Source organism: Amycolatopsis dendrobii, assembly GCF_014145675.1.
Classification (GTDB): Bacteria; Actinomycetota; Actinomycetes; order Mycobacteriales; family Pseudonocardiaceae; genus Amycolatopsis; species Amycolatopsis dendrobii.
Map to the genome: position 1 here is coordinate 24,921 of NZ_JACGZW010000016.1, position 24,897 is coordinate 49,817.

23 protein-coding genes are annotated in these 24,897 nt (G+C 69.6%); 21 read left to right on the plus strand and 2 right to left on the minus strand.

Going from position 1 to position 24,897, the window contains the following annotated elements:
- Positions 1–582 precede the first annotated feature (582 nt).
- Both H4281_RS37310 and H4281_RS37315 read left to right on the plus strand, forming a co-directional pair.
- A complete protein-coding gene (locus H4281_RS37310; protein ID WP_182895574.1) occupies positions 583–894 on the plus strand; it encodes a hypothetical protein in 312 nt (103 codons plus the stop codon).
- A gap of 144 nt (positions 895–1,038) precedes the next feature.
- Positions 1,039–1,344: a hypothetical protein gene (locus tag H4281_RS37315; RefSeq protein WP_009074268.1), complete on the plus strand. Its 306-nt coding sequence runs from the start codon at positions 1,039–1,041 to the stop codon at positions 1,342–1,344.
- Between the two features lie 229 nt (positions 1,345–1,573).
- Here H4281_RS37315 and H4281_RS37320 read toward each other — a convergent pair whose 3' ends face one another.
- Both H4281_RS37320 and H4281_RS37325 read right to left on the minus strand, forming a co-directional pair.
- Positions 1,574–2,701, minus strand: coding sequence for a glycerate kinase (locus H4281_RS37320; protein ID WP_182895575.1), 1,128 nt, complete (start codon positions 2,699–2,701; stop codon positions 1,574–1,576).
- On the minus strand, positions 2,698–3,645 hold the full coding sequence (locus H4281_RS37325) for a 2-hydroxyacid dehydrogenase (protein ID WP_182895576.1): 948 nt from the start codon (positions 3,643–3,645) through the stop codon (positions 2,698–2,700). Before H4281_RS37325 ends, H4281_RS37320 begins: the two co-directional genes overlap by 4 nt.
- A 421-nt stretch (positions 3,646–4,066) precedes the next feature.
- On the opposite strand from H4281_RS37325, the gene H4281_RS37330 reads away from it, so the two are divergent.
- From H4281_RS37330 to H4281_RS37420, 19 genes are all read left to right on the plus strand, one after another.
- The gene (locus tag H4281_RS37330) at positions 4,067–4,876 is read left to right on the plus strand and encodes a CoA transferase subunit A (RefSeq protein ID WP_037712884.1); all 810 of its coding nucleotides are present in this window, start codon (positions 4,067–4,069) and stop codon (positions 4,874–4,876) included.
- Positions 4,873–5,628 carry a CoA-transferase subunit beta gene (locus H4281_RS37335; RefSeq protein ID WP_043833033.1) on the plus strand — a complete coding sequence of 252 codons (756 nt, stop codon included), beginning with the start codon at positions 4,873–4,875 and terminating at the stop codon, positions 5,626–5,628. Before H4281_RS37330 ends, H4281_RS37335 begins: the two co-directional genes overlap by 4 nt.
- Positions 5,625–6,806 (plus strand): thiolase family protein, encoded by a 1,182-nt coding sequence (locus H4281_RS37340; protein ID WP_182895577.1) that lies wholly within the window; start codon positions 5,625–5,627, stop codon positions 6,804–6,806. The genes H4281_RS37335 and H4281_RS37340 overlap by 4 nt, the downstream gene beginning before the upstream one ends.
- Positions 6,807–6,822: 16 nt before the next feature.
- On the plus strand, positions 6,823–7,557 hold the full coding sequence (pcaH, locus tag H4281_RS37345) for a protocatechuate 3,4-dioxygenase subunit beta (protein WP_182895578.1): 735 nt from the start codon (positions 6,823–6,825) through the stop codon (positions 7,555–7,557).
- Complete coding sequence (gene pcaG / locus H4281_RS37350; protein WP_182895579.1) at positions 7,554–8,105, plus strand: protocatechuate 3,4-dioxygenase subunit alpha; 552 nt, start codon at positions 7,554–7,556, stop codon at positions 8,103–8,105. The genes pcaH and pcaG overlap by 4 nt, the downstream gene beginning before the upstream one ends.
- Positions 8,106–8,134: 29 nt before the next feature.
- Positions 8,135–8,914 carry a 3-oxoadipate enol-lactonase gene (gene pcaD, locus H4281_RS37355; RefSeq protein ID WP_182895580.1) on the plus strand — a complete coding sequence of 260 codons (780 nt, stop codon included), beginning with the start codon at positions 8,135–8,137 and terminating at the stop codon, positions 8,912–8,914.
- Complete coding sequence (gene pcaC / locus H4281_RS37360; protein WP_009074285.1) at positions 8,911–9,312, plus strand: 4-carboxymuconolactone decarboxylase; 402 nt, start codon at positions 8,911–8,913, stop codon at positions 9,310–9,312. Before pcaD ends, pcaC begins: the two co-directional genes overlap by 4 nt.
- 10 nt (positions 9,313–9,322) lie before the next feature.
- Positions 9,323–10,129: an IclR family transcriptional regulator domain-containing protein gene (locus H4281_RS37365; RefSeq protein WP_182895581.1), complete on the plus strand. Its 807-nt coding sequence runs from the start codon at positions 9,323–9,325 to the stop codon at positions 10,127–10,129.
- Positions 10,130–10,138: 9 nt separating this feature from the next.
- Positions 10,139–10,729 carry a nucleotidyltransferase family protein gene (locus H4281_RS37370; RefSeq protein ID WP_182895582.1) on the plus strand — a complete coding sequence of 197 codons (591 nt, stop codon included), beginning with the start codon at positions 10,139–10,141 and terminating at the stop codon, positions 10,727–10,729.
- Between the two features lie 159 nt (positions 10,730–10,888).
- Positions 10,889–11,767 carry an AAA family ATPase gene (locus tag H4281_RS37375; RefSeq protein WP_051172312.1) on the plus strand — a complete coding sequence of 293 codons (879 nt, stop codon included), beginning with the start codon at positions 10,889–10,891 and terminating at the stop codon, positions 11,765–11,767.
- An 857-nt stretch (positions 11,768–12,624) separates the two neighbouring features.
- Complete coding sequence (locus tag H4281_RS37380; protein WP_182895583.1) at positions 12,625–13,740, plus strand: vWA domain-containing protein; 1,116 nt, start codon at positions 12,625–12,627, stop codon at positions 13,738–13,740.
- Positions 13,733–14,845, plus strand: a complete 1,113-nt coding sequence (locus H4281_RS37385; protein WP_037810189.1) for an XdhC family protein — start codon at positions 13,733–13,735, stop codon at positions 14,843–14,845. The genes H4281_RS37380 and H4281_RS37385 overlap by 8 nt, the downstream gene beginning before the upstream one ends.
- A gap of 1,016 nt (positions 14,846–15,861) precedes the next feature.
- A complete protein-coding gene (locus H4281_RS37390) occupies positions 15,862–16,386 on the plus strand; it encodes a (2Fe-2S)-binding protein (RefSeq protein WP_182895584.1) in 525 nt (174 codons plus the stop codon).
- Positions 16,386–18,824 (plus strand): xanthine dehydrogenase family protein molybdopterin-binding subunit, encoded by a 2,439-nt coding sequence (locus H4281_RS37395; RefSeq protein ID WP_182895585.1) that lies wholly within the window; start codon positions 16,386–16,388, stop codon positions 18,822–18,824. The genes H4281_RS37390 and H4281_RS37395 overlap by 1 nt, the downstream gene beginning before the upstream one ends.
- Positions 18,821–19,675 carry an FAD binding domain-containing protein gene (locus tag H4281_RS37400; RefSeq protein ID WP_182895586.1) on the plus strand — a complete coding sequence of 285 codons (855 nt, stop codon included), beginning with the start codon at positions 18,821–18,823 and terminating at the stop codon, positions 19,673–19,675. Before H4281_RS37395 ends, H4281_RS37400 begins: the two co-directional genes overlap by 4 nt.
- 134 nt (positions 19,676–19,809) lie before the next feature.
- Positions 19,810–20,541, plus strand: a complete 732-nt coding sequence (locus H4281_RS37405) for an SRPBCC family protein (RefSeq protein ID WP_182895587.1) — start codon at positions 19,810–19,812, stop codon at positions 20,539–20,541.
- 217 nt (positions 20,542–20,758) lie between these two features.
- A complete protein-coding gene (locus H4281_RS37410; RefSeq protein WP_182895706.1) occupies positions 20,759–21,973 on the plus strand; it encodes a GGDEF domain-containing protein in 1,215 nt (404 codons plus the stop codon).
- Between the two features lie 38 nt (positions 21,974–22,011).
- Entirely contained in the window at positions 22,012–23,067 is a 1,056-nt protein-coding gene (locus tag H4281_RS37415) for an NAD(P)-binding domain-containing protein (protein ID WP_182895588.1), read from the plus strand.
- A gap of 182 nt (positions 23,068–23,249) precedes the next feature.
- Entirely contained in the window at positions 23,250–24,893 is a 1,644-nt protein-coding gene (locus H4281_RS37420) for a discoidin domain-containing protein (RefSeq protein WP_312872252.1), read from the plus strand.
- The last annotated feature ends 4 nt before the right edge of the window (positions 24,894–24,897 follow it).

Sequence of the window (24,897 nt, forward strand, 5' to 3'; positions counted from 1 at the left end):
GCTCGCGGCGTTCACCCAGTCGTGGCTGGCGGCTCCGGGGACTGGCGCGGGCGCAGTTGCCCTTTCGCGGCGATCGGAGCTTGAGCTGGCCGCTAGGGGTCGACGAGGTCCGTTGTCTTCGGGCTTCGGCGGCAGCTGGTCAGTCGTTCCCTGGCGCTCGGCGCTCGGATTCGCCGCTGAGAGGCGACGGGCGTTTTCCGCGCGGCGGTCGGCGGGGGAGTCCAGCAGATCGGGGCGAGTCTCGATCTCGTCGGCGAGTGCGTCGGCCACTCGGTGCTGGTCGGCGGCCTCGGCGGAGTCCGGACGGCGGTGGCTCGGAGCCGCGTCGAGCGTGCGGAACTCCGGCTGCGCGTCATCGCCGAGCGGGTCGCCGCTGGGTTTGCGCCGGGGGCGGAGTCCGATCCGGCCGCGCGGTTTCCACCTGGTGGTGGTCATAGTCCCGACGCTAGCTCCGCTTCGCCCGCTGACGCCCTGGCGGACCGAAGGAAACCCTGTGATTCCGACGACAGCCGTTCGGCCCGTTTCACTCGGAGTCGCCTCGGGTAGCTCACCACGAACAATCCGGACTTTCGGGAGGTGCCCGTGAGCGATCCCGGTGACGACACTCCCCGCGAGGGTCGAGCGCCCGGCGCGGACGGCTCTCGTGCCGAGCCGTTTCGTACGTCCGGCTTCCTGGGCGCGGCAACTTCTGGCGAGGTCCGGGAAAGCCAGCGTGCGGGGGACGAGCCGGAGGTTCGGCCGCCGGTCGACGCCGATGGGGACGACCCCGGCCTGGGGCCGCTCAGCTCGGCGGGGGACGGATGGCCCCCGGTGCCCGCACAGGGCGAACGGGTCGACCACGGAGGCGGCACGGTCGCCGACGCGATCCGGTCGGCCATGGCCCGAAGATCCTGATTTCAAACGTATTTGTGACAGGTTCCACCGTCGCGGCAAACGGCCTCGCGCTCACACTGCGCGACCGTCGTGCCGCCTTTAGCGTGAAAAACCACCCTGCAACCGACCGCGCGCATCCGACTGCGACGAAGGGAAGGCCGAAAGATGCTGACCGTTACCGAAGCCGCCGCCGAGGCGATCACCGCGTTGACCGCTGAACAAGGCAGTGACTCCGAGAAGAGCGGCCTGCGCTTCGCGCTGCAGAGCATGGAAGGCGACGGCGCCCAGTTGGCGCTGTCGGTAGCCCCGGCCCCGGAGGACGGCGACCGCATCGTCGGCGCCGACGGCGGAGCCAAGGTCTTCCTCGAGCCGCAGGCAGCGGCGTTGCTCGACGACAAGGTCCTCGACGTTCAGCAGGACGACACCGGCGACGTCGCCTTCGCCGTCCTGCCGCAGCAGCAGTCCGCCTGACGGGCTGCGCGAGCAAGCTCCCGGCCACGGGGTTCGCGCTGCGACGTCCGTCCGCTGATCCCGTGTGCCGCTCGCCGGTGCCTCCGGATGTCTCAAGACGTCCGGGACCGGTGAGTTGATTCACGGCCGATCCCTGGGTGGCGCTGCCGCCCGACGCGGGTTGTCCAGACGACGGGGTGGCTGCGTTATTGCGTGGAACGCTCCCGCGGTTGATCGCGGGAGCGTTCTGCTACCTGGTGCGCAGCCAGTCCCGTACCAGCACTCCGGCCCGTTCGCGCAGCAGTTCCGCAGCGTGCGAGCGGGCGTAGTCCAGCGACGGCGCGTGGTCTATCAGCGCGCTGCTGCCCACGACTCCCAAGCCGGCCAGCGCGTCCGCGTCCAGTTGGATCCGTCCGGCCAGCACCAGCAACGCGACGCCCGTCTGCCTGGCGCGAGCCGCGATGCCTGCCGGGGCTTTGCCGGACAGCGATTGTTCGTCCAGCGAGCCCTCTCCGGTGATCACTAGGTCCGCGCCGGTCAGCGCGCTGTCGACACCGGTCAACGCGGCGATCAAGTCGAAGCCGGACGCGACTGTCGCGCCGAACCCCGCGATCGCTCCCGCCGCGACACCTCCGCCAGCCCCGGCTCCGGGGAGGTCGGAGACGTCCGGTGCGCCAGCCCGCACAAGCGCCTTAGCCCAGTGCGACAGGCTTTCGTCCAGCGCGTGGACGTCGTCCGGTGCCGCACCCTTTTGCGGACCGAACACAGCCGCCGCACCCTTCGCGCCGAGCAACGGGTTCGTCACGTCCGTCGCGACTGCGACCGGCACTGCGCCCAGCCGCTCCCGCACCGGGCCCAAGTCGACGCGCGCGACCTGCGTCAGCGATCCGCCGCCGAGACCGACCGGTGCGCCGGACACATCGAGGACCTCAGCACCCAGCGCAGCCAGCATGCCGGCACCGCCGTCGGTGCTCGCGGTACCGCCGACGGTCAGCACGAGCCGCCGCGCTCCGCGGGCGAGGGCGTCGTTCAGCAGTTCGCCGACCCCCCACGTGTGCGCCGCCAACGCGACGTCCCGGCTCGGCGTTACGAACTCGATTCCGCACGCCCTCGCCGATTCGACGTAGGCCGTGCCGTCGAGCAGCACATACCGAGCCTCGACCGGTTCATCCAGCGGACCGCGCACCGACAACCGCACGACGGAGCCGCCCGCGTTCTCGAGCACCTCCAGCGTCCCTTCGCCACCGTCGGCGACTGGGCACTCGGAGATCTCGGCATCCGGCAACACATCGCGCACGCCGTGCGCGATCGCTTCCGTCACCTCGACCGCGGTCAGGCTTCCTTTGAACTTGTCCGGTGCGATCACGACCCGGGTCATCGGCCCACCTCCGTCAGCGGCCCGGCACCGGCGAGCACCGAGACGACGTTGCGCGCGGCCAGCACCGCCATCGCTGTACGCGTTTCCACCGTCGCCGATCCGAGGTGCGGCGTCAGCACCACGTCGTCGCGCTCCAGCAACCGAGGCTCGACGTCCGGTTCCTTCTCGAACACGTCCAGTGCCGCGCCCGCGATCTCGCCGGCTTCGAGCGCGTCGGCCAGAGCCGCCTCGTCGACGACCGGACCACGCGTGGTGTTCACCAGGTACGCACTCGGTTTCATGGCCCGCAACGCGTCCGCGTCGACGAGGTGCCGGGTCTCAGGAGTCAGCGGACAGTGCAGCGACACGAAATCGGAACGGCGCAGCAGTTCGTCGAACGACACGAACTCGCCGTCGAAGTCCGGTTTCGCCGACCGTCCGGAGTAGACGACCCGCATCCCGAACGCCGCCGCCCGCTTCGCCACCGCGCGACCGATCTGCCCGAGCCCGACGACGCCGAGCGTCTTGCCCTGCAGCCCGGACCCGAGCAGGAAGCCGAGGTGGAACGACCACGGCTGCCGTGCGCGCAGCAAACGTTCGCCTTCGCCGAGCCGCCGCGAGACGGCCAGCAGCAATCCGAACGCGAGATCCGCGGTGGCGTCGGTGAGCACGCCTGGCGTGTTGGCAACCACGACCCCGCGCTCGGCCAGTGCACTGACCTCCACGTTGTCGTAGCCCACCGCGACGTTCGCGACGACCTTCAGTCCGGGACCCGCCGCGTCCGCGACTGAGCCGTCGATCCGGTCGTGCAGCATCGACACCACCGCGGCCGATCCGGCGACGAACTTCCGCAGTTCCTCGGGAGTGAGCGGCCGGTCCTGCGGCGAGATTTCGACTTCGCCTGCCTCGCCGAGAACCTGCACGGCCTCGTCCGGGATCCAGCGGGTGACAGCGATCTTCGGCATGCCGAGCAGCCTAATGCCGACCGTGCCGCCCGAGCGAGGTTCGCGGCGCGCTCACCGCCGGACACCCGCCTGAGCTGCGACGGAGCGTCCAACCGCGACAGTACGCCACCGGCGTCGGCAGTGCCCGAATTCCGCATTGCGGTACCACGCAACGAAATCCCGGTCTGCCGCCGACTGTGTCGCCGCGAAACCCGTTCGCCGACTCCTAGCGCACTGTGTTGTCTTATCGCATCACCTCACTTCCTTCGAAGCCCAAAACCTTGCGTCGCCTTGTGCCGTCTCTCCGGACGTCCGCTTCACCCTTTGGCACTCCCACGGGCGGCCGGATCGTGCTATGTTCTCATCTAGAACTTCTGTGCGCTATGCGAACACGCTAGCACGGAACGGCGGAAGCAGGAAGATCCAGACGGAAGGGCTCGTGATGGCAAGGGTGCTGTCGCTCGGCGAGGCGGTCGCCGAGCTGGTGCACGACGGAGACACCGTCGCTCTCGAGGGATTCACGCACCTCATCCCCGTGGCGGCCGGGCACGAGATCATCCGTCAGGGCAGGCGGAACCTCACGCTCGTGCGGATGACGCCGGACATCGTCTACGACCAGCTCATCGGCGCGGGCTGTGCGAGCAAGCTGATTTTCTCGTGGGGCGGCAACCCCGGGGTCGGCTCGCTGCACCGGTTCCGCGATGCCGTGCAGCACTCGTGGCCGGCGCCGCTGGAGATCGAGGAGCACAGCCACGCGGGCATGGCGAACCGTTATGTCGCAGGCGCTTCCGGGCTCCCGTTCGCTGTGCTGCGCGGTTACACCGGCACCGATCTGCCCGCGCAGACGGACACGATCAAGCCGATCACCTGCCCGTTCACCGGCGAGCAGCTCACCGCGGTGCCCGCGCTGAACCCGGACGTCACGATCGTGCACGCGCAGCGTGCCGACCGGGCGGGCAACGTCCAGCTGTGGGGCATCGCGGGCGTGCAGAAGGAAGCGGTGCTCGCGGCGAAGCGGTCGCTGGTCACCGTCGAAGAGGTCGTCGACGAACTGGAGCCCAGGCCGGGTGCGCTGGTCCTTCCGTCCTGGGCGGTCACCGCGGTGGCCGAGGTGCCCCGCGGCGCGGCGCCCTCGTACGCCGCTGGGTACTACGAGCGGGACAACGCGGCCTACCAGGCATGGGACGAGATCGGACGGGACCGCGAGGAATTCGCCAAGTGGCTGAACGACCTGACCGGGGTGAAGGCATGAGCGAGTACACCGCCGACGAGATGATGAGCATCGCCGCGGCCCGCGCGCTCGGCGAGGGCATGTCGTGCTTCGTCGGGATCGGATTGCCCAGCACGGCGGCGAACCTCGCCCGGCGCACGCACGCCCCGAACCTCACGCTGATCTACGAATCGGGTTGTCTCGGCGCGAAACCCAGCAGGCTGCCGCTGTCGATCGGCGACGGCGAGCTGGCCGACACCGCCGACGCGGTGGTCAGCGTGCCCGAGGTGTTCAACTACTGGCTGCAGCCCGGCCGGATCGACGTCGGGTTCCTCGGCGCGGCGCAGCTCGACAAATTCGGCAACATCAACACCACGGTCATCGGTTCCGACTACCACGATCCGAAGGTGCGCCTTCCCGGCGCGGGCGGGGCGCCGGAGATCGCCGCGTCCTGCAAGGAGGTGTTCGTCGTGCTGCGCCAAAGCAAGCGGACGTTCGTGGACAAGGTCGACTTCGTGACGTCGTTCGGCCACGGCTCCGGGCGCGGCGACCGCGAACGGCTGGGCCTGCGCGGCGCCGGGCCGACGCTGGTGGTCACCGACCTCGGCCTGATGCGGCCCGACCCGGACACCGCGGAGCTCACGCTCACCGAACTGCACCCCGGGGTCGAGCTGGACCAGGTCGTGGAAGCGACGGGGTGGACACTGAAGACGGCCGCGGACCTCAAGACCACCCCCGCGCCCACCGAACGCGAACTGACCCTGCTCCGTGAACTGAAGAAGGCCGGCGAATGAGCGACGCTTACGTACTCGACGCGATCCGCACTCCCTTCGGGCGCTACGGCGGCGCTCTCTCCGGGGTGCGTCCTGACGACCTGGCCGCGGGCGTCCTGCGTGCGCTGGCCGAGCGCAACGGGCTCGATCCGTCCACTGTGGACGAGGTGCTGCTCGGCGACGCCAACGGCGCGGGCGAGGACAACCGCAACGTGGCGCGGATGGCCGCGCTTCTCGCCGGCTGGCCGACATCGGTGCCCGGTGCGACGGTGAACCGGCTGTGCGGATCCGGCGTCGAGGCGACCATGCAGGCGAGCCGGGCGATCCAGGTCGGCGACGCTTCGCTGGTGGTCGCGGGCGGCGTCGAATCGATGAGCCGCTCGCCGCTGGTGATGCCGAAGCCGGACAAGGCTTTCCCGGCAGGCAACCAGACGCTGTACAACACGGCACTCGGCTGGCGGATGGTCAACCCGGCGATGCCGTCGCAGTGGACCGTTTCCCTCGGCGAGTCCACCGAACTGCTCGCCGAGCGCTACGGCATCGGCCGCGAAGAGCAGGACGCGTTCGCCGCGCGCAGCCACGTGAACGCCGCGCGGGCGTGGGACGAGGGCTTCTACGACGACCACGTGGTTCCGGTCGAAGGCGTCGAGCTGACCCGGGACGAGGGCATCCGGCCGGACTCCTCGCCCGAGAAGCTCGCGAAGCTGAAAACCGTGTTCCGCAAGGAAAACGGCACCGTCACGGCGGGCAACGCGTCGCCGCTGAACGACGGTGCGTCGGCGTTGCTGCTCGGCGACGCGGCCGCGGCCGAGCGGCTCGGCAGGACGCCGCTGGCCCGCATCGCCGGCCGCGGCGCCGCGGGGGTCGACCCGGACGTGTTCGGCATCGGCCCGGTGCGCGCGGCGGAGATCGCGCTCGGACGGGCGGGCATCGGCTGGGACGACCTCGCCGCGGTGGAGCTCAACGAGGCGTTCGCGGCGCAATCGCTGGCCTGCCTGAAAGAATGGTCGAAGCTGGACCCGGAGATCGTCAACGTCAACGGCGGCGCCATCGCGATCGGGCACCCTCTCGGCGCGTCCGGCGGCCGGATCATCGGCACGCTGGCGCATCAGCTCCGCCGCACCGGCGGCCGCTGGGGGCTCGCGGCGATCTGCATCGGCGTCGGCCAGGGTCTCGCTGTCGTACTCGAGAATCGCTGAGAAAGGGGGAGGCATCGTGGCCACACCGACCGACCGGCGCCTGCCGCAGTACCGGCCTGATCCGGACGGCACCCACCCGCCGCTCGACTACGCGCCATACCGTTCCACCGCGCTGCGGCATCCGACGCAGCCGCTGGTCCTGCTGCCGCAGATGCTCACCGAGGTCACCGGTCCGCTGCTCGGCCCGGGGCGGCTCGGCGAGTTCGACAACGACCTCACCCGCCAGCACGCGGGCGAGCCGCAAGGGCAGCGGATCATCGTCACCGGCAGGCTTCTCGACGGCGACGGACGGCCGATCCGCAACTCGCTCGTGGAGATCTGGCAGGCCAACGCGGGGGGCCGCTACCGGCACACCGGCGACCGCTGGCCGTCCCCGCTCGACCCGAACTTCGACGGGCTCGGCCGCACGCTGACCGACGACGACGGCCGCTACGAGTTCACCACCATCAAGCCTGGTGCGTACCCGTGGAAGAACCACGACAACGCCTGGCGTCCGGCGCACATCCACTTCTCAGTGTTCGGTACGGCGTTCACCCAGCGGCTCGTCACGCAGATGTACTTCCCGGACGACCCGCTGTTCTCGCAGGATCCGATCTTCAACTCCATTCCGGACGAGAAGGCGCGGCAGCGGATGATCTCCCGGTTCGACCTCGACCGCACCGAAGAGGAATGGGCGCTGGCGTTCCAGTTCGACATCGTGGTGCGCGGGCGGGAACAGTCGGTGTTCGAGGACGAGGAGGAGGACGAGTGAGGCTGGAAGGCACGCCTTCGCAGACCGTCGGGCCGTACCTGTCCATCGGGCTGCCGTGGGACGACGGGCCGTTCGTGGTTCCGGAAGGCACCGAAGGCGCGGTGTGGATCCGCGGCGGGGTGTACGACGGCGCGGGCAACCCGGTTCCCGACGCGATGATCGAGACGTGGCAGGCCGATCCGGACGGCGGGTTCGACCACCCCGACGATCCGCGCGGCAAGCCCGCCGATCCGTTCCGCGGATTCGGCCGGTGTCCCACCGACGACCAAGGCCAGTACCGGATTCTGACGCTGCTGCCCGGGGTCGTGCCGGACGCGTCCGGGGCTCCGCAGGCGCGGCACATCGACGTGTCGGTGTTCGCTCGCGGGCTGCTGAACCGGGTTGTCACGCGCATTTACTTCGAGGACCAGGACAACGCGGGCGACGCCGTGCTGGCGAGCGTTCCCGTGGAACGGCGGGACACGTTGCTGGCCAAGAAGGACGGTGACGGCTACCGGTTCGACGTACGTTTGCAAGGCGAAGGCGAGACGGTGTTCTTCGCGGTCTGACCGGCCGTGTCCATTGTGGAGGTTCAAGCGTGAGCAGTGTCCGGGTGCACCGGGTCGTCGAAGGCCCGGCGGCGGGGCCGGTGGTGGTGTTCTCCAACTCGATCGGCAGCGACCACCGGATGTGGGAGCCGCAGGTCGCGCCGTTGACCGAACGCGGGTTCCGGGTGGTCCGGTACGACACGCGCGGCCACGGGTCGTCGCCGGTGCCGCCGGGGCCGTACGACCTGGCCGATCTGGGCGGCGACGTGCTGGGGCTGCTCGACGACCTCGGTGTGGAGCGCGCGCATTTCGTCGGCCTGTCGCTCGGCGGGATGACCGGGATGTGGCTCGGCGCGCACGCCGCCGAGCGGTTGTCGAGCCTCACGCTGTGCTGCACGTCAGCGCTGCTCGGGCCGCCCGAGATGTGGGCCGATCGCGCGCGTCTCGTACGAGCCGAGGGCACGGGGGCGGTCGCGGAAGCCAGCGTCGGGCGCTGGGTCACGCCGGGCTACGCGCAGGCGCATCCGGACCAGATCGCGTACCTGCGCGAGATGGTCGCGGGCCAGCCCGACGAGGGATACGCCGGATGCTGCGAGGTGATCGAGCGGATGGACCTCACCGGCGATCTGCCGAAGATCTCCGTCCCGACGCTGGTGATCGCGGGCGCCGACGACCCGTCGACGCCCGCCGAGCCGCACGGGCGGGTCATCGCGGACGGGATCCCCGGCGCCCGGCTCGAGGTCGTCGCCTCCGCCGCGCACCTGGGCAGCTACGAGCAGCCGGATGAATTCACCCGGCTGATCCTCGAACGGATCACGGAGGACCAGTGACCGGAGACCGCTACGAGGCGGGCATGCGGGTGCGCCGCGAGGTGCTCGGCGACGAACACGTCGACCGGGCGGTCGCGCGGACCACCGAGTTCAGCAAGCCGTTCCAGGAGTACATCACCGAAGCGGCTTGGGGTTCGGTATGGACGCGCGACGGCCTCGACCGGCGGACTCGCAGCTGCATCACGCTGGCCGCGCTCACCGCGCTGCACTGCCACGACGAACTGGCGATGCACGTCCGCGCCGCGGTGCGCAACGGGCTCACCGCGGACGAGATCCGCGAGGTCTTGCTGCACACCGGCGTGTACGCGGGAGTGCCTGCGGCGAACACGGCGATCGGGATCGCCCAGCGCGTCCTCGCGGAGCTGGGAGAACCCACCGCCCAGCCGCCGGCCGGATAGGGTTCGCGGCATGGAATCCGACGACCAGGCCGAACGCGGTGCGCACCACGTGCAGTCGCTGGAACGCGGACTGGCGGTGATCAAGGCGTTCAGCGCCGAGGCCCCGCATCCGACGCTCAGCGACGTCGCACGCGTCACCGGGCTGACCCGTGCGGCCGCGCGCCGGTTCCTGCTGACGCTCGTGGACCTCGGCTATGTCCGCACCGACGGCAAGTACTTCTCGCTCACCGCGCGAGTGCTGGAACTCGGCTACGCGTATCTGTCCAGCCTCAGCCTGGCCGAGATCGCGCAACCGCACCTGGAGCGGCTGTCGGCGGAGGTGCACGAGTCGAGTTCGGTGTCGGTGCTGGAGATCGCCGACATCGTGTACGTCGCGCGCGTCGCGGTGTCGCGGATCATGACAGTGAGCATCAACGTCGGCACACGGTTCCCCGCGCACGCCACGTCGATGGGGCACGTGCTGCTCGCCGACATGGACCGGACCGAACTCAACGCCTACTTCATCGTCGCCGACCTCGACCGGTTGACTCCGCACACGCTCACCCACCGCACGGCGCTCGAAGCCGAGCTGGCCAAGGTCCGGGAACAGGGCTGGGCGATGGTCGACCAGGAGCTCGAAGAAGGCCTGCGCTCGGTCGCCGCGCCGATCCGCAACCGGGCGGGGCGCGCGGTCGCCGCGGTGAACATCTCGACGCACGCGAGCCGGACGCCGGTCGAGACCGTCCGGACCCAGTTCGTTCCGCCGTTGCTCGAGACCGCGGCGGCCATCTCGGCAGAACTCGCCGCGGTCGCGCCCGGGCGAGCGATCCAGGGCTGAGGAGCGCGGATGCCGGAACCAGTTGCCGGATTGCTGCTCGCCGCCGGGGCGGGGCGGCGATTCGGCGGGCCCAAAGCGCTGGTCGAGTACGACGGGGAGCCGCTGGTCCAGCGGGCGGTCCGGAGCCTGGCCGAGGCCGGATGCGCCTCGGTGCGGGTGGTGGTCGGCGCGTCGGCTGAGCAGGTCCGGGAACTGTTGCCGCCGGACGTCGCTGCGGTGCCCGCGGCTCGATGGCAGGACGGGATGGGCGAGTCGCTGAAGGCCGGGCTCGAATCGTTGGCGGGGGAGCGGGCGGTGTCAGTGCTCGTGCACCTGGTGGACCTGCCGTGGGTGCCGGCCGCGGCGCTCGCGCGGATAGTCGGAGAGGCTTCCGAGGACGTCGTCGTCCGGGCTGCGTACCAGGGAGTTCCCGGACATCCGGTGCTGTTCGGACGGCGTTGGTGGGGCGAGATCGCGAGTTCGGCGCATGGGGACCACGGGGCGCGGGACTGGTTGCGCGGGCGGGTTGACGTGCGGCTTGTCGAGTGCGGTGACCTCGGGAGCGGCAGCGATGTCGATCGGCCTGGGGATCTGGCCGGGCCTGGTGCGGAGCGGCGCTGAAAGGTGCTGGGACGAGCGACCAGGCTGCCCTGGATCGCTGGCGGAGCTCGTCTGGCCACCGAAGTGTGCGTCGCTGGATCCGGATGAGATTCCTCCGCGCAACGGCTCCGTGCTGCGGTGAACGGCGAACTTGGCGGTCTCGGATCTACGATCGGGGGCGTGACAGAGTCCCTCGCCTCGCCCGACGCGCTCGCGGCCGCCCTCGACACCACCGGTTACCTCGCCGACGAGGGACTGGCCACCGCGGGATTTCTCGCGACGCAGATGCAGCGTCCGCTCTTCTGCGAAGGCGAGCCGGGCACCGGAAAGACCTCGCTGGCGCTTGCCCTGTCCGAGGCGCTGAAGTGGCCGCTGGTGCGGCTTCAGTGTCACGAGGGCATCGATGCCGCGCAGGCGCTCTACGAGTGGGACTTTCCCCGTCAGCTGTTGCACCTGCGCGCTCTCGAAGCGGCAGACGGCGGACGGCTCGACGCGGAAACTGCCGAGCGTTCGCTGTACACGGAGCGTTTCCTGCTTGCGCGACCGCTGCTGCAGGCGCTCACCACGACACCGTGCGTGCTGCTGGTGGACGAGATCGATCGTGCTGACGACGAGTTCGAGGCGTTCCTGCTGCAGTTGCTGGACGAGTACACCGTCACGATCCCGGAGTACGGCGAGGTGCGTGCGGAGCAGCCGCCGCTGGTCGTGCTGACGTCCAACCGGACTCGCGAGGTGCACGACGCGCTCAAGCGCCGGTGCCTCTACCACTGGCTCGAGCATCCGGACCTGGCTCGGGAGATCAGCATCCTGCGCCGCCGGCTGCCCGGGATCGGCGAGACGCTCGCCCGGCAGATCGCCGACGCGGTGCACCGGCTGCGGGCGATGGACCTTCTCAAGCCGCCGGGTGTCGCCGAATCTCTCGACTGGGCAAGGGCTTTGCTCGCGCTCCAGCGCGACGAACTGGACGCCGCGACGGCTGCGCGGACCCTCGGCGCGGTGCTCAAATACAGCGAGGATCTCGACCGGGTGCGGGCGAAGCTGGACACGTTGTTCTCTTGAGTATGTGTCTAATGTGGACGGTCGGGTAATTCCGTTGCGGCGGGGTGCGGGATCGGGCATGCTTGAAGCATCACTGGATGACTTCGCCGACTTCATTGATCTTGTGCCTGATCTTGTGACTGCGACTGTGCCGGAAGGAGGGCTCGTGACCGACTTCGCCCGGACTGCCCTCCTGGCCGTCCGCTGAGTTCCCGTTCTTTCCTGAAGGTTCCGCGCGCCCGCCTTGCGCTACCGAGGCTGGCCGCTGCGCGCAACCACGGTTCGCGCACGCTGTCCCGGAGGCGGGACGGCGTGCGCGGCCGCCCTTCGCCGACGCGATGGGCGGTGTGGTGGGCCTTGGGAGCTTCGCTAGGCGGCTGGCTGAGCTGAACGAAATGCCCGGAAGCGCGGCTCGGGTTTGGCTGGCTGGCGGACGTGCCGGGAAGCCTTGGCGCGGCATGGGCTTGGCCAACGGGTGCGGGACATCCGCGGGTTTTGGCGCGGGCGGAATCGGGCTGGCGACGGTTCAGCTGGATGGAGCGGTGTACGGGGCGTGCGGAGCGGTGAGTTGGAGCGAGCCGGAACATCTGCGAGGCCGACGCGGTTCACACTGGAATGGCGATGCGGAGGAACACTGGCGAGCTGGAGCAGCTCAAGCCGGCACCTTCGCGCGCTCAAGAACCCGCCCCAGCAAGTCCGCACGGCCGAAAACTCGCCCAAGAATCTCTGCGCGCCAAGCTCGCTACAGGCAACCCGCAGCCTGCGGTCGGACAGCCGTGGCCAAGGCCAGTTAAACCGATCGCAGTCGGAGTGTGTGACGGGCGGGCGGGATCGGCTGTCGCGGCGCGGTTTCCGGTGTTGGGGTCACAATGGGGGGCATGAACACCGAAGTCGCTGACCCGCTTGCTGGCTATGCGGGGTTCGCGGCGGCATTGCGCGAGGCGGGCGTCGCTTGTGACGCGCGGCGGGTGCAGGCTTACCTGTCGGCGGTGGAGAAGGTCGATGTCGCCCGGCCGACGCAGCTGTACTGGGTCGGGCGGTTGACGCTCTGCTCCGATCCCGACGACCTGCCTCGCTACGAGGAAGCCTTCGCGCGGTGGTTTGAAGGCGATGACAGTCCGAAGGCGACGTCGGGGACTCCGGTGCGGAAGCAGGCCCGGATCGCTCCGCTTGTCGCGGCGGCAGGCGACGGGGACAGCACCGAGGAATCGCACGACACGCTTCGGGTCGCGGCCAGTGATCATGAGGTTCTTCGGCATCGCGATCTCGCCGAGTTGACCAAAGCCGAGCGGGCGCACTTGCGGGAGTTGCTCGCGACGCTGCGTCCTGTGCTGCCTCGGCGGCGGGCGGCGCGGCGGACGCCTGCGCATCGTGGTGCGCTGGATCCGGCGCGGACTTTGCGGGCGATGCTCGCGTCCGGTGGCGAGCCTGTTCGGCTGGCGCATCATCGGCGGGGGACGCGGGCGCGGAAAGTCGTCTTGCTGATCGACGTTTCCGGTTCCATGAGCCCGTATGCCGACGCGTTGCTGCGGTTCGCGCACGTTGTCGCGCGGGCCGCGCCGATGTCGGTCGAGGTGTTTACGCTGGGTACTCGGATGACGCGAGTGTCCCGTCAACTCCGGCAGCGCGATCCGGAGCAGGCAATGCTCGCCGCCGGCACCGCGGTGCCCGATTTCGCTGGTGGGACGCGGCTTGGCGAGACGCTGCGCGTATTTCTCGACCGGTGGGGCCAACGCGGGTTCGCGCGACGCGCGGTAGTCACCGTGTTCTCCGACGGGTGGGAGCGCGGCGATGTCAGCTTGCTGGCCGAGCAACTCGGCAGGCTGCGCCGTCTCGCGCACACCGTATTCTGGGTGAATCCGCACGCAGGGCACGAGGGTTATGCTCCGGTCCAATCCGGCATCGTGGCCGCCCTGCCGCACATCGACCGGTTGCTGGCCGGGCACAGCTTGGCGACGTTGGAACGACTCCTCGGGGAGATTGCCGATGCGTGACGTACTGGACGACGTGTACCGCCGCTGGCAGGCGGGCGAAACGGTCGGGCTCGGCACTGTGGTGGCCACGTTTTCGTCGGCGCCGCGGGCACCGGGCGCGTCGATGATGGTCGCGCCGGACGGCACGGTCGTCGGGAGCGTGTCCGGCGGCTGTGTCGAAGGCGCGGTCTACGAGCTGGCCAACGAAGTCGTCGCCGAGCGGAAGCCGGTTTTGCAGCGCTATGGCGTCAGTGACGACGACGCGTTCGCGGTCGGGCTGACCTGCGGCGGGATCATCGACATCTACGTCGAGCCGGTGGACCGCGAATCGATGCCGGAGCTGGAGCGCGTCGTCGAGTCGGTGCGCAGCGGCGAGCCGGTCGCGGTCGTCACGATCGTGGAGCACGAGACGCCCGGGCTGGTCGGCGAGCACATGATTGTGTGGCCGGATCGGGTCGAGGGGTCCCTTGGCTCGTCCCGGATGGACGACGCGGTCGCCGACGACGCGCGCGGGCTTCTCGCCGCTGGACGCACCGGGACGCTCCACTACGGACCGGACGGGCAGCGTCGCGGCGAGGGCATGGCTGTTTTCGTGAATTCCTTCGAGCCGCCGCCGCGACTGCTGGTGTTCGGGGCCATCGATTTCGCCGCCGCAATGGCACGGATGGGTGCTTATCTCGGGTACCAGGTGACGGTCTGCGACGCGCGTCCGGTGTTCGCGACCAGCAGCCGGTTCCCGGAGGCGCACGACGTGGTCGTCGACTGGCCGCATCGCTATCTGAAGGCTGAGGCCGATGCGGGCCGGATCGACGCGCGGACGGCGATCGCGGTCCTCACGCACGATCCGAAGTTCGACGTGCCGCTGCTGGAGGTCGCGCTGCGGCTTGACGTCGGGTACGTCGGCGCGATGGGTTCCCGCAAGACGCACGACGACCGGTTCGCGCGGCTTCGCGAGGCGGGGATCACCGAGGGCGAACTGGAACGCCTGTCGTCGCCGATCGGCCTCGACCTCGGCGCGCGCACGCCGGAGGAGACAGCCGTGTCGATCGCGGCGGAGATCATCGCTCTGCGCTGGAGCGGCACTGGGCGGCGGCTGGCGGCGTTGAGCGGGCGGATTCACAGCTGACCGGATTGCTGAGCTGAGAGCCGTGGCAAGCGTTTGCGGGCCGGGCTTGGTGGCTGACGCGGGTGGGAAATCCGGGGAGTTTCATCGGTGCGGCCTGGGTCTGGACGGTTGGCGGAGCTGAGCAGCGCGCGGACTGGCTCCGGGGACCGGCGGCGTTGTGAGGGCTGGGCGGGCACGGAGCTGACCTGGAAATCCGGACGGCTCGGCTAGGTGCTGCTTGGCCGGGAATTTGGTGCCTGGCAGCGCTGGGCGTCCGGTTGCTGCCCGGGCAGGAGTCCGGTGCGTGACGGCGCTGCGCACAATGCCGACGCGGCAAGTGCGGGGCCGAGGCATCCAGACAACGCGGCGGGGCCTGCGAGGACTCGGCAGCTGCTGCGCTGGAACCGCGGCTGGCTCGCCGGGACCGCGGCTGGCACCCTGGGGCCACAGCCGGCCGGAAGCGCGGCCCCAGGCCGAACTGTCCAGTCCGAGACCGGGGCTGGCCGAACCGTCCAGTCCGAGACCCGGCTGGCCGAGACCCGGCTGGCCGAACTGTCCAGTCTGAGACCGGGGCTGGCCGAGACCGGGCTGCCCGAACCGTCCAGCCCGAACCGTCCAGCCCGAGACCGGACTGCCCGAGACCCCGTCGCCGAGATCCCGTCGGCCGAGACCCAGGTGGCCAAGCCCGGACAGCCATGCCCAGCCAGCCGCAACGACCCGCCCGGCCAGCGCAATCCGCGAGAAAAACCCCGTCCAGCAACGAAACCCGGTGAACCCCCGACCCGAAACCGCGGCCCCTCGGGAAGATCCGCCCACCGAAAAATCACCCGTCCGGCTTCACGCATCTGCGCCTCAAAGTCAACCGCTAACCCGCATCTGCGGAACCGCCATGGCGACGTGCGACATCAGGACTTGTCCGCGCGCGAAAGGCGTAGCACGCTCCCCTGTGAGGCCGATCACGATCGTGCCTTGGCCGTTCCCGAACCGGCCCGCCGCCTCCGCCGGGGCTGGCGGGCATTTGCACTTGGAGGCCTTTGATGCGCATCACCGTCACTGTCGACGGCACGAAATACACCGATGACGTCGAGCCGCGCACCCTGCTCGTCCACTACTTACGGGAACGCGTCGGGAAGGTGGGCACCGTCGTCGGGTGCGACACCAGCAACTGCGGCGCGTGCACCGTTCATCTCGACGGGCACAGCGTGAAATCCTGTTCCGTCCTCGCCGTGCAGGCCGACGGAAGCGAGGTCACGACTGTCGAGGGGCTGGCCCGCGACGGTCAGCTGCACCCGGTCCAGCAAGCTTTCCACGACAATCACGCGCTGCAGTGCGGGTTCTGCACGCCGGGCATGATCATGCAGTCCATCGACCTGCTGGCGGACAACCCGGACCCGGACGAGCAGGCCGTCCGCGAGGGGCTCGAGGGCAATCTTTGCCGCTGCACCGGTTACCAGAACATCGTGAAGGCGGTGCGCGACGCCGCGAAGCACATGAGTCCTGGCGCGGGGCCGGAAGCCGAGAAGATCGACCAAGCCAACCACGTCGGCGTGGGGGGTGAATGATGACTGCCACGATCGAGCCTGAGGTAGGAAAGTCCCGGCGCCGCAAGGAAGACGAGCGGCTGATCACCGGGCGTACCCGGTGGACGGACAACATCGCGTTGCCGGGGATGCTGCATCTCGCGGTGCTGCGGAGTCCGCTGGCGCACGCGAAGATCGTTTCGATCGACACGTCCGCGGCGAAGGAATCCGCGGGAGTCGTTGCCGTCTATACCGCTGCAGATCTTGATCCCGAGGGGGCGATCGGCATGCCTTGTGCGTGGCCGATCACGCCGGACATGGCTGCGCCGCGGCGTCCAGTGCTGGCATCGGATCGGGTGAATTTCGCTGGCGAGGGCGTGGCGGTGGTGGTCGCGCGGTCGGCGGCGGAGGCGCATGACGCGCTCGAGGCGATCGAGGTCGAGTACGAAGACCTGCCGCCGGTGCTTGACCTGGAAGCAGCGCTCGCCGAAGACGCGCCGCTGGTGCACGAGGAGCTGGGCAGCAACAAGAACGCCTTCTGGGTGTTCGATTCGGCCGAGGCCGGAACCGGTGGCAATGTCGAGGAGGCACTGTCCTCTTCGGAGGTGGTGCTGAAGCGGCGGTTCCGTCAGCAGCGGCTCGTGCCCGCGTTCATGGAGCCGCGCGCGTGCGTGGTCGATCCGACCGGCGCTCAGCTCACCATGTGGTCGGCCACCCAGGTGCCGCACATTCTGCGCGTGATGTCCGCGCTGACGCTGGGCATCCCGGAGCACAAGCTGCGCGTGATCGCGCCGGACGTCGGCGGCGGGTTCGGCGGCAAGATCGGCGTGCTGCCCGAGGAAATGATGACCGTGCTCGTCGCGAACAAGCTCGGCAAGCCGGTGAAGTGGAACGAATCCCGGTCCGAGACGATGCTCGCCGCGCACCACGGCCGCGACCAGATCCAGGACATCACGATCTCGGCGAAGGCCGACGGCACGGTCACCGGGCTCAAGGTCGAACTGCTCGCCAACCTCGGCGCGTACAACGGCCTGGTCGGGCCGGGCGTGCCGATCCTCGGCGCGTTCATGTTCAACGCGATCTACAAGATCCCGGCCTACCACTTCGCCTGCACCAACGTGTTCACCACGACCACGCTCACCGACGCCTACCGCGGAGCGGGCCGTCCGGAAGCGACGTTCGCGATCGAGCGGATCATGGACGAGCTGGCCGACGAGCTGGGCATGGACCCGGTGGAGCTGCGCGAGAAGAACTGGATCAAGCACGAGGAATTCCCGTTCACCACGGTCTGCGGGCTCACCTACGACTCCGGCAACTACGAGGCCGCGACCGAGAAGGCGAAGGAGCTCTTCGGCTACGACGCGCTGCGCCGCGAGCAGAAGGAACGCCGCGAGGCGAACGATCCGGTGCAGCTCGGCATCGGGATCTCGACGTTCACCGAGATGTGCGGGCTCGCGCCGTCGCGGGTGCTGGGTTCGCTCGACTACGGTGCCGGCGGCTGGGAGTACGCGTCGCTGCGGATGCTGCCGACCGGCAAGGTCGAGGTCACGACGGGTGCGTCGGCGCACGGCCAGGGGCACGAGACGGCGTGGAGCCAGATCGTGGCCGACCAGCTCGGGGTGTCCTTCGAGGACGTCGAGGTGCTGCACGGCGACACGCAGTCCTCGCACAAGGGCCTCGACACGTACGGTTCGCGCTCGCTGGTCGTCGGCGGCATCGCGATCGTCAAGGCGGCGGAGAAGGTGGTCGCGAAGGCGAAGCCGATCGCCGCGCATCTGCTGGAGTGTTCGGAGGACGATCTCGAGTTCTCCGGCGGCAAGTTCACCGTGAAGGGCACGGATTCGTCGACGACGATCCAGGACATCGCGCTCGCCGTGTTCGCCGCGCACAACCTGCCGGACGGCGTCGAACCGTCGCTCGATTCCGATGCCACCTTCGACCCGGAGAACTTCTCCTTCCCGCACGGCACTCACCTGTGCGCGGCCGAAGTGGACACTGAAACGGGCCAGGTGAAACTGCGTTCGTACGTCTGCGTGGACGATGTCGGCAAGGTGGTCAATCCGCTGATCGTGGAAGGCCAGGTGCACGGCGGGCTCGCGCAGGGCATCGCGCAGGCGTTGTTCGAGGAGGCCGTGCACGACGAGAGCGGCACGCTCACCACGGGCACGTTCGCCGACTACCTGCTGCCCTCGGCGGCCGACCTGCCGTCGTTCACCACGGACCGCACGGAGACGCCGTCGACCACGAACCCGTTGGGAGCCAAGGGCGTCGGCGAGGCGGGCACGATCGCCTCTACGCCCGCCGTGGTCAACGCGGTGGTCGACGCGGTGCGCCAGTTCGGGGTGAACGACATCGAAATGCCGCTCACGCCGATGCGCGTGTGGAACGCGGTGCGCAACGGCACCGCGAACGCCGGTGGCCCCGGCGGCGAGGCCGGCGGCGGCCTCGGTTCGATCGACGCTTCCGGAGGTGCCCAGTGATTCCGGCTCCGTTCGACTACGTCGCTCCGTCCACGGTGGACGAAGCCGTCCAGGCCCTCGCCGAGGCGGGCGAGGACGCCAAGGTGCTGGCGGGCGGGCAAAGCCTGCTGCCGGTGCTGCGGATGCGGCTCGCCGCGCCGACCACGCTGGTCGACCTCGGGAAAATCGCCGAAATGCGCGGCGTGCGCGAGGACGGCGACGCGCTCGTGGTCGGTGCGATGACGACGCACTACGACGTCCAGCGCGATCCGTTGATCGCCGAGCACGCCGCGCTGGTGAAGGAGGCGACCGACACTGTCGCGGATCCGCAGGTGCGCCACCGCGGCACGTTCGGCGGTGCGATCGCGCACGCGGACCCGGCTGGCGACCTGCTGGCTCCGGTGCTCGCGCTGGACGGCGAGCTGGTGCTGGCCGGGCTGAACGCGCGGCGCACAGTGTCCGCGGCGGAGTTCTTCCAGGACTACTTCACCACCGCACTGGCCCCGGACGAACTGCTCGTCGAGGTGCGGCTGCCCAAGCACACCGGCTGGCGGGCGCACTACGAGAAATTCAACCGGGTCGCCCAAGCCTGGTCGATGTGCGCGGTGGCGGCCACCGTGCGCACCGAGGGCGGCGTGATCGAGGAAGCCAGGGTGGCGCTCACGAACATGGGCGCGACCCCGGTCCGGGCGACCGGGGTGGAGCAGGCGTTGCTCGGCGCGCAGGCCACCGCGGAAACCATCAAGGCGGCCGCCGCGCACGCGGCCGAGGGCACCAACCCGGTCGCGGACGGCAATTCCGACGTCGAATACCGCCAGCACCTCGCGCGGGTGCTGACCGGGCGTGCCGTCGCGGCGGCGGTGGGCGCCTGAGCCGGCCGGCCGTGAAGGACTCCTTGGGGGAATCAGATTCCCCCAAGGAGTCCTTCACGACAACGCTCCCCGGGAGACGGCCGTAAGGTGGACGGCAACGGCTCGAAGCAGTGTGCAGGAGAGGAGGTCGGCCCGTGCGGCTCGACCACGAATTCACCGTCCCCGCCCCGATCGGGGAGGTCTGGCAGGCCGTCATCGACCCGGAGCGGGTCGCCCCGTGCATGCCGGGCGCCTCGCTCACCAAGGTGGAGGGGGACACCTTCGCGGGCACGGTGAAGGTCAAGCTGGGGCCGATTTCGCTGCTGTACAAGGGAACCGGCGAGTTCCTGGAGAAGGACGAGGCGGCGCGCAAGGTCGTCATCAAGGCGTCCGGCAAGGACTCCCGCGGCGGCGGCACCGCGGCCGCGACGGTCACCCTCACGCTCACCGAGCGCGACGGCGGCACGCACGGCGCGGTGGCCACCGACCTGGCGATCACCGGACGTCCGGCGCAGTTCGGCCGCGGCCTGATCTCCGAGGTGGGCGGCAAGATCCTCGACACCTTCGCGGGGAACCTCGCGGCGTCGCTGGAGACCCCGGCCGAAGCGGCTCCGGAAGAGAAAGCCGCTGAGGTGCCCGCGGCCAAGGGGAAGCACGCCGCCGCGGACGAACCGGTCGCCGCCGAAAAGCCCGCGGCCGAGCCGGTCGCCGAGGAGAAGCCGCATCTGCGGAGCGTTCCGGCGGGCGGTTCGACCGGCGAGACCGAGGCGATCGACCTGCTCGACTACGCCGGTCAGTCCGTCGCGAAGCGGCTGGCTCCGGTGGCCGCGGGCGCGGTCGTGCTGCTGATCGTGCTGGCCATCGTGCGGAAGCTGCGCCGCCGCTGACCCGGAGGTTGCCCGCCCGCTCTACCCAGAGCGTGCCCGGTGGGCAGTTCGCGGGGTGAGTTTTCGCTCGGTTCGGCTAGCTGCGGAGCGGACCCGCTACCCTGGGCAACTTCCGTAGGCCGAATTTCGCGTGGGGGCGCCCGTGACGCAGGCACCTGTCCCCATCGGGGTGCGCGGCGCGGTGACGGCCTGGCGAGGCTGGCCGCCGCGCTGGGCGATGTGGGCGGTCGCGCGGCGGCGATGGATCGGCTACGCGATGGCGTGCGAGGCCGTCGCCGCGGTGCTCACGGTGACGGGCCTCGCGACCGGGTTCGGCGGGCCGGTGCAGTTCAGTTCGTTCGGCGTGCTCGCCGGGCTCGGCATCGCGCAGGCCGAAATGTCGCGGCGGATCGAGCGGCTGCGGCGGTGGATGAGCGGCCAGACGCACATCAACGTCACGTCCGTCTGGTATCTCGCCGGCGCGTTCTTGCTTCCGCCCGCTTGGGTCGCGTTGCTGGCGTTGGTGCTGTACCTGCATCTGTGGCTGCGAGTGTGGCGACACGTGCGTACGCGGCCCGCGCATCGCTTCGCGGCGAGTACCGCGTGGGCGATGCTGTCGTGCTTCGCGGCGTCTGCGGTGTTGACCATCGGCGGTCTGGATCAAGCACGGCTCGACACCGCGTACGGCGTCCTTGCGCTTGTACTGGCAGCAGCTGTTTTTGAACTGGTGAACGTCGTGCTCGTGGCGACGGGCATCTACCTGTACACGAACAGTCGCTCGCCCGCGGACCTCATCGGCACCTGGGAGGACAACGCCTTCGAGCTGGCGACGCTGTGTCTCGGCGGGCTCGCTGCGCTGGCGTTCGTCCATCAGCCGGTGCTGGTGGTGTTCGTGCTGCCGCCGTTGCTGTTGCTGCACCGCTATCTGCTGCTGAAGCAGCAGTTGCAGGTGGCGGTCGTGACCGACGAGAAGACCGGGCTGCTCAACACCGCGGGCTGGCACGAACTGGCGACCAGCGAATTCACCCGGGCCCGGCGGCGCGGGGCAGGCAGCGGGTTCGCCGTGCTGATGATCGATCTAGACCACTTCAAGCGCATCAACGACACGTACGGTCACCTCACCGGCGACGAGGTGCTGGCCGCGGTCGCCGTGGCGATCGAGGCTTCGGTGCGGCAAAGCGACACCGTCGGCCGGTTCGGCGGCGAGGAATTCGTGGTCCTGCTGCCCGCGACCGGCGACACGGACGTGCTCGGGATCGCCGAACGGGTGCGGGTAGCGGTGGGGGAGCTGACCGTCGCGGTGGGAGGTCCGCTGCGGATCAGCGGACTCTCCGTGTCCGTCGGGGTCGCGTGTTATCCGCAGGCGGGCACCACGCTCGACGAGGTGCTGCGGTCGGCCGACGCCGCGCTGTACCGGGCGAAGGACGGCGGCCGGAACCGCGTGGCGGTCTGAGCCGGAAATACCGGGCGCGGTCAATTGTTGAACGTTGTATGAGCACTGCGGATCACGAGACCGACGTCGTGGTGATCGGGGCCGGGCAGGCCGGACTGTCGGCGGCGTATCACCTGCGCCGGGCCGGATTCGCCAACGAACGCGGGTTCGTCGTGCTCGACCACGGCAAACGCGCGGGCGGGGCGTGGCAGTACCGGTGGCCGTCGCTGGTGGTCGGGAAGGTGCACGGGATCCACGACCTGCCGGGGATGGCGTTCGGGACCCCGGATCCGGCGCGTCCGGCGAGCGAGGCCGTGTCGGAGTACTTCGGGCGCTTCGAGAAGACATATGACTTGCCGGTGCACCGTCCGGTCGACGTGACCGCGGTGCGGCGCGCGGGGGAGCGGCTGGTGGTCGAATCGCCTGCGGAGACGTGGGCGGCGCGCGCGGTGATCAGCGCGACCGGGACCTGGGACCGGCCGTTCTGGCCGCGCTACCCCGGCACCTTCGCCGGACGGCAGCTGCACACGGCGGATTACCGCGGCGCGGAGGAATTTCGCGGCCAGCGGGTCGTGGTCGTCGGCGGCGGGACGTCGGCGGTGCAGTTGCTGATGGAGATCGGTCCGGTCGCCCGTTCGACGGTGTGGGTGACGCGGCGTCCGCCGGTCTGGCGCGAGGAAGAGTTCAGCGAGGACTGGGGACGGATGGCGGTGGCGAAGGTCGACCAGCGGGTGCGGGCCGGGCTGCCGCCGGAGAGCGTGGTGAGCGTGACGGACCTGCCGGTGACGCCGCAGGTCCTGGCGGGCCGGGAAGCGGGCTATCTCGACCGGCGGCCGATGTTCTCGCGCTTGGTTCCCGACGGGGTCGTCTGGGAGGACGGCAGTTTCGAGCCCGCGGACACGATCCTGTGGGCGACCGGGTTCCGGGCCTCGATCGACCACCTGGCTCCGCTGCACCTGCGGACGTCCGGCGGCGGGATCCGGATGGACGGGACTCGCGTGGTCGCGGAGCCTCGGCTGCATCTGGTCGGGTACGGGCCTTCGGCCAGCACGGTGGGGGCGAACCGGGCCGGGCGCGCCGCGGTGCAGGAAGTGCGGCGGCTGCTGGAGGTTTGAGGTCCGGGAGGCCGTGTTCCGCTGATCGGGCGGTCTTGATCGTTTCACGTCCGTTCCGGGCTTGTCGGGAGAAACCGGGCCCGCTACTCTGCGGTTTAGTTAGGAAACTTTCTTAACGCAACGAGACGCCGCAGAACCGTAACGCCGCCGCCCTGTTCCCGTCCGGCCCGAAGGAGTGCGACGTGTCCTCGTCCCGTGTCCGAAGTCTCGCCCGGTTCGCCTTGCCGGCGGCCGCGGTGGTGCTGCTGCCCGCCGCGGTCTCGCCCGCGCGCGACGCCCACGCGGCTGCCGCCGATGTGCTGCTGTCGCAGGGAAAACCCGTCAGCACGTCCACGCTCGAGACGTCCACGTTGAGCGGCGAGAACGCCGTCGACGGGAATCTCAAGACCCGCTGGGCCAGTGCGGTCAGCGCCGACGCGCAGTGGCTGCGCGTCGATCTCGGGCAGGCCGCCACGATCCACCGGGTGAAGCTGAACTGGGAAGCGGCTTACGCCAAGAAGTACCGCATCGAGATCTCCGACGACGGCGAAAACTTCAAGCCGATCGCGACGGTCACCAACGGCGACGGCGGCTCCGACGACCTCACCGGGTTGTCCGGGCACGGCCGGTTCCTGCGTTTCGTCGGCACCGAGCGAGCCACGAAGTACGGCTACTCGCTGTGGGAGCTTCAGGCGTACGGCACGCCGGACTCGTCCGGTGACACGCAGGCGCCCACTGCTCCGTCGAACCTCGCCGCGGGCGAGATCGGTGCGAACAGTGTCGGGTTGACCTGGGCCGCGGCGACGGACAACGTCGGCGTCAGCGGGTACGAAGTGCTGCGGGACGGCAAGTCCGTCGCCACCAGCACGAGCACGTCCTACACCGACAACGGCCTTTCGCCGGACACCGACTACACCTACACCGTCCGGGCGAAGGATGCCGCCGGAAACGCTTCGCCGGCCAGCAGTGCGGTCAAGGTGCACACGAAGCCGGGGACCGCCGGCAACACGTTCGTCCTCGCCGCGGCCGGCGACATCGCCGAGCAGTGCACCGCCAGCAGCTCCAGCTGCATCCACCCGAAGACCGCGAAGCTCGTCCAGTCGATGAACCCCGCCGCGGTGATCACCATGGGGGACAACCAGTACGACGCCGAGGACACCGGTCTGACGCTGCAGAACTTCAAGGACTACTACGACAAGACCTGGGGCAAGTTCAAGAGCATCACGCACCCGATCCCCGGCAACCACGAGACCTACGACGACAACAAGCCGTTCGAGGCCTACGAGCAGTACTTCGGCAAGATCGCCACCCCGAACGGGAAGCGTTACTACAGCTGGGAAATGGGCAACTGGCACTTCATCGCCCTCGACTCCAACGGCTTCGTCGACGACAAGGACGGCGGCGAGCTCAAAGACACCGACCAGATGAACTGGATCAAGCAGGATCTGGCGAAAAACACCAAGGGCTGCGTCGCGGCGTACTACCACCACCCGCGGTGGAGCTCCGGCGACCACGGCGACCAGCGCGGTTCGAAGCAGCTGTGGGACCTGTTCGTGCAGAACAAGGTCGACCTGATCCTCAACGGCCACGACCACCACTACGAGCGGTTCAACCAGCAGGACGCGAGCGGCAAGGCGAACCCGGACGGTCCGGTCGAGATCATCGGCGGCATGGGCGGGGCGAACCCGTACCCGGTCCACTCCGCGCACCCGACCACGGCGAAGCTGTTGAAGGACACCTTCGGCGTGCTGAAGCTGACGATGACCGACAACACCTTCTCCGAGCAGCTGATCGGTCTCGACGGCAAGGTCCAGGACAGCAGCCCGACCTACACCTGCCACAACTAGGGGC

Coding starts and splice junctions, on each gene's coding strand:
- H4281_RS37315 (WP_009074268.1), top strand. CDS start 1,039: ATGCTGACCGTTACCGAAGCCGCCGCCGAGGCGATCACCGCGTTGACC.
- H4281_RS37320 (WP_182895575.1), bottom strand. CDS start 2,701: ATGACCCGGGTCGTGATCGCACCGGACAAGTTCAAAGGAAGCCTGACC.
- H4281_RS37325 (WP_182895576.1), bottom strand. CDS start 3,645: ATGCCGAAGATCGCTGTCACCCGCTGGATCCCGGACGAGGCCGTGCAG.
- H4281_RS37330 (WP_037712884.1), top strand. CDS start 4,067: ATGGCAAGGGTGCTGTCGCTCGGCGAGGCGGTCGCCGAGCTGGTGCAC.
- H4281_RS37335 (WP_043833033.1), top strand. CDS start 4,873: ATGAGCGAGTACACCGCCGACGAGATGATGAGCATCGCCGCGGCCCGC.
- H4281_RS37340 (WP_182895577.1), top strand. CDS start 5,625: ATGAGCGACGCTTACGTACTCGACGCGATCCGCACTCCCTTCGGGCGC.
- H4281_RS37365 (WP_182895581.1), top strand. CDS start 9,323: ATGGAATCCGACGACCAGGCCGAACGCGGTGCGCACCACGTGCAGTCG.
- H4281_RS37370 (WP_182895582.1), top strand. CDS start 10,139: ATGCCGGAACCAGTTGCCGGATTGCTGCTCGCCGCCGGGGCGGGGCGG.
- H4281_RS37380 (WP_182895583.1), top strand. CDS start 12,625: ATGAACACCGAAGTCGCTGACCCGCTTGCTGGCTATGCGGGGTTCGCG.
- H4281_RS37385 (WP_037810189.1), top strand. CDS start 13,733: ATGCGTGACGTACTGGACGACGTGTACCGCCGCTGGCAGGCGGGCGAA.
- H4281_RS37390 (WP_182895584.1), top strand. CDS start 15,862: ATGCGCATCACCGTCACTGTCGACGGCACGAAATACACCGATGACGTC.
- H4281_RS37395 (WP_182895585.1), top strand. CDS start 16,386: ATGACTGCCACGATCGAGCCTGAGGTAGGAAAGTCCCGGCGCCGCAAG.
- H4281_RS37410 (WP_182895706.1), top strand. CDS start 20,759: ATGTGGGCGGTCGCGCGGCGGCGATGGATCGGCTACGCGATGGCGTGC.
- H4281_RS37415 (WP_182895588.1), top strand. CDS start 22,012: ATGAGCACTGCGGATCACGAGACCGACGTCGTGGTGATCGGGGCCGGG.